The sequence below is a fragment of the Microbacterium sp. zg.Y909 genome (assembly GCF_024626565.1).
Genome location: NZ_JANJFJ010000504.1, coordinates 1 through 2,677, shown reverse-complemented (window position 1 = coordinate 2,677; position 2,677 = coordinate 1). Strand labels below are relative to the sequence as shown.

Annotated in this window: 1 protein-coding gene; it reads left to right on the top strand. The window is 71.9% G+C overall.

Annotation, left to right across the window (positions count from 1 at the left end):
* Positions 1-31: 31 nt before the first annotated feature.
* On the top strand, positions 32-2,512 hold the full coding sequence (locus NQ160_RS22020) for a glycoside hydrolase family 3 C-terminal domain-containing protein (protein WP_257517179.1): 2,481 nt from the start codon (positions 32-34) through the stop codon (positions 2,510-2,512).
* Positions 2,513-2,677 lie beyond the last annotated feature (165 nt).

Sequence of the window (2,677 nt, the reverse complement as noted above, 5' to 3'; positions counted from 1 at the left end):
CCCACGCCACGATGCGATCCTGAGGACACTGATGCCCACTAATCCCGCCACCGAGTCCGGCGACCGCTCCCACGCGCAGCCGCCCGTCGAGTCGGTCGCCCAGATCTCGGCGCTGCTGCTGGACACCGATCCCACGCTCGATCCCGAACTCGCCCGCGTGGCCCGCCAGGCCGCGGCCGAGGGTGCCGTGCTGCTGCGCAACGACGGCGTGCTGCCCCTGGGGGCCGAGCGCCCGGTGGCGGTGTTCGGGCGCGTGCAGATCGACTGGTTCGCCGTCGGCTACGGCTCGGGCGGCGACGTGAAGGTGCCGTACGTCTGGAACCTGCTGGCGGGCCTGCGCGACGCGGGGGTGCAGGTCGACGACGAGGTCGCCGACCGCTACGCGGCGTGGACGGCAGAGAACCGCCCGTCGTACGAGGGCACGTGGGGGCAGTGGCCGCACCACTTCCCCGAGATGCCGCTGGATGCCGACGTCGTCGCGGCCGCCGCGACGCGCGCCGACACCGCGGTCGTCGTCATCGGCCGCGCGGCCGGTGAAGCGCGCGAGAGCGTGCGGGAGCCCGGGAGCTTCTATCTCACCGACGACGAGCGCACCATGCTCGACCTCGTGACGACGTCGTTCGCGCGCACGGTCGTCGTGGTCGACGCCGGCAACGTCATGGATCTGTCGTGGGTCGATGCCTACGGTGACCGCATCGGTGCCGTGCTCTACGCGTGGCAGGGCGGCATGGAAGGGGCGCGCGCCGTCGCCGGCGTGCTGGCGGGCGAGATCGCCCCCAGTGGCAAGCTGACCGACACCATCGCCCGCTCGTACGAGGACTACCCCAGCGCCCCCCACTTCGGCGACCCCGACGTCAACGTCTACGCCGAGGACGTCTTCGTGGGCTACCGCTACTTCGAGACCTTCGCGCAGGACCGGGTGCAGTTCCCCTTCGGCTTCGGCCTCGGCTACGCCGCGTTCGAGGTCACGGTGGTCGACGCGACGACGGATGCCGCGACGACGGACGCCGCGACCGTGCGGGTGACCGTCGACGTACGCAACACCGACGACGTCTTCGCCGGCAAGGAGACGGTGCAGGCCTACCTCGCCGCTCCCGACGGGCGCCTGGGCAAGCCCGCCCGATCGCTCGCGGCGTTCGCGAAGACCGGGCTGCTGGCACCGGGTGAATCCGAGCGGGTGACGCTGGAATTCCGCCTCGCCGACCTCGCGTCGTACGACGACTCCGGGGTCACCGGCCACCGCAGCGCCTTCGTGCTGGAGCCGGGCGACTACGGCGTCTTCGTCGGCACCGACGTGCGCTCGGCATCCCTCGCCCTCACCGTGCCGATCGACGACCTGCGGGTCGTGCGGCAGGTGACCGAAGCGGCCGCCGCCCGGGATCCCTTCTCACGCATGACGCTGGCCCGTGACGAGTCGGGCGCCGCCGTCGTGGCCTGGGAGGACGTGCCGCAGGCAACCGTCGACCGCCGCGAGCGGGTGCTCGCGGGACTGCCCGCCGAGATCCCGCTGACGGGGGACCGGGGGATCACCCTCGACGACGTCGCGGCGGGCGCTGCGACCCTCGACGACTTCATCGCGCAGCTGACGGCGGAGGAGCTGTCGCTCCTCGCCCGCGGCGACGTGACCATGCACAGCCCGCTGGGTGCTCCCGGCAACGCGGGCGTGCTCGGCGGGGTCTCCGAGTCGCTGCGCGCCAAGGGCGTGCCCCCGATCACCACCACCGACGGACCGAGCGGCCTGCGGCTGTCGGCCTATGCCTCGCTGCTGCCCTCGGGCACGGCGCTGGCGTCGACCTGGAACGCCCCGCTCGTGCGTGAGCTCGCGACCCTTCACGGTCAGGAGATGCTGCGCAAGGGCTCGGATGTGCTGCTGAGCCCCGGCATGAACATCCACCGCGACCCGCTGTGCGGCCGCAACTTCGAGTACTTCTCCGAGGACCCCCTCGTCACCGGACGCTTCGGCGCCGCGATCGTGCAGGGCGTGCAGTCGGTCGGCGTCTCGGCGTGCCCCAAGCACTTCGCCGCCAACAACCAGGAGACCAACCGCACCCGCAACGACTCCCGGGTCTCGGAGCGGGCGCTGCGCGAGATCTACCTGCGCGGCTTCGAGCTGTGCGTCGCCGAGGCCCAGCCGCGCACCATCATGACCTCGTACAACAAGGTCAACGGCGTGTGGGCGCACTACCACCACGACCTGGTGACGACGATCCTGCGCGGCGAGTGGGGCTACACCGGTTGCGTCATCACCGACTGGTGGATGGAGGACGCCGTCGATCCCGACTTCCCCGCGCTCGAGGACAACGCCTACCGGGTGCGGGCCCAGGTCGACGTGCTCATGCCCGGCGGCGTGAAGACGGCCGACGGTCCGCAGGCGTACGCCGACCAGACGATCCTGCAGTCGCTCTCGCGCCCCGACGGGCTGACGATCGGCGAGCTGCAGCGCGGCGCGCGCAACGTGCTGGGGCTGGCGTTGGCACTGGCCCCGGTGCTGGGCCGTCACGCCGACGCGTAGCCTGGAGCGATGCCGAACCCGTTCGACCAGTCCCGCTATCAGGTGCGCTTCGACTGGGGGGATGCCGGGCGGCAGCGGCTGCAGCCTGCGGACGTCACCGTCGTGGTCGACGTGCTGCGGTTCTGCTCCACCGTCACCGATCGCGTCGCGGCGGGGGAGTCCGTG

Bases quoted from the DNA above. Each gene is read 5' to 3' on its own strand.
- NQ160_RS22020 (WP_257517179.1), top strand. From the start codon at position 32: ATGCCCACTAATCCCGCCACCGAGTCCGGCGACCGCTCCCACGCGCAG.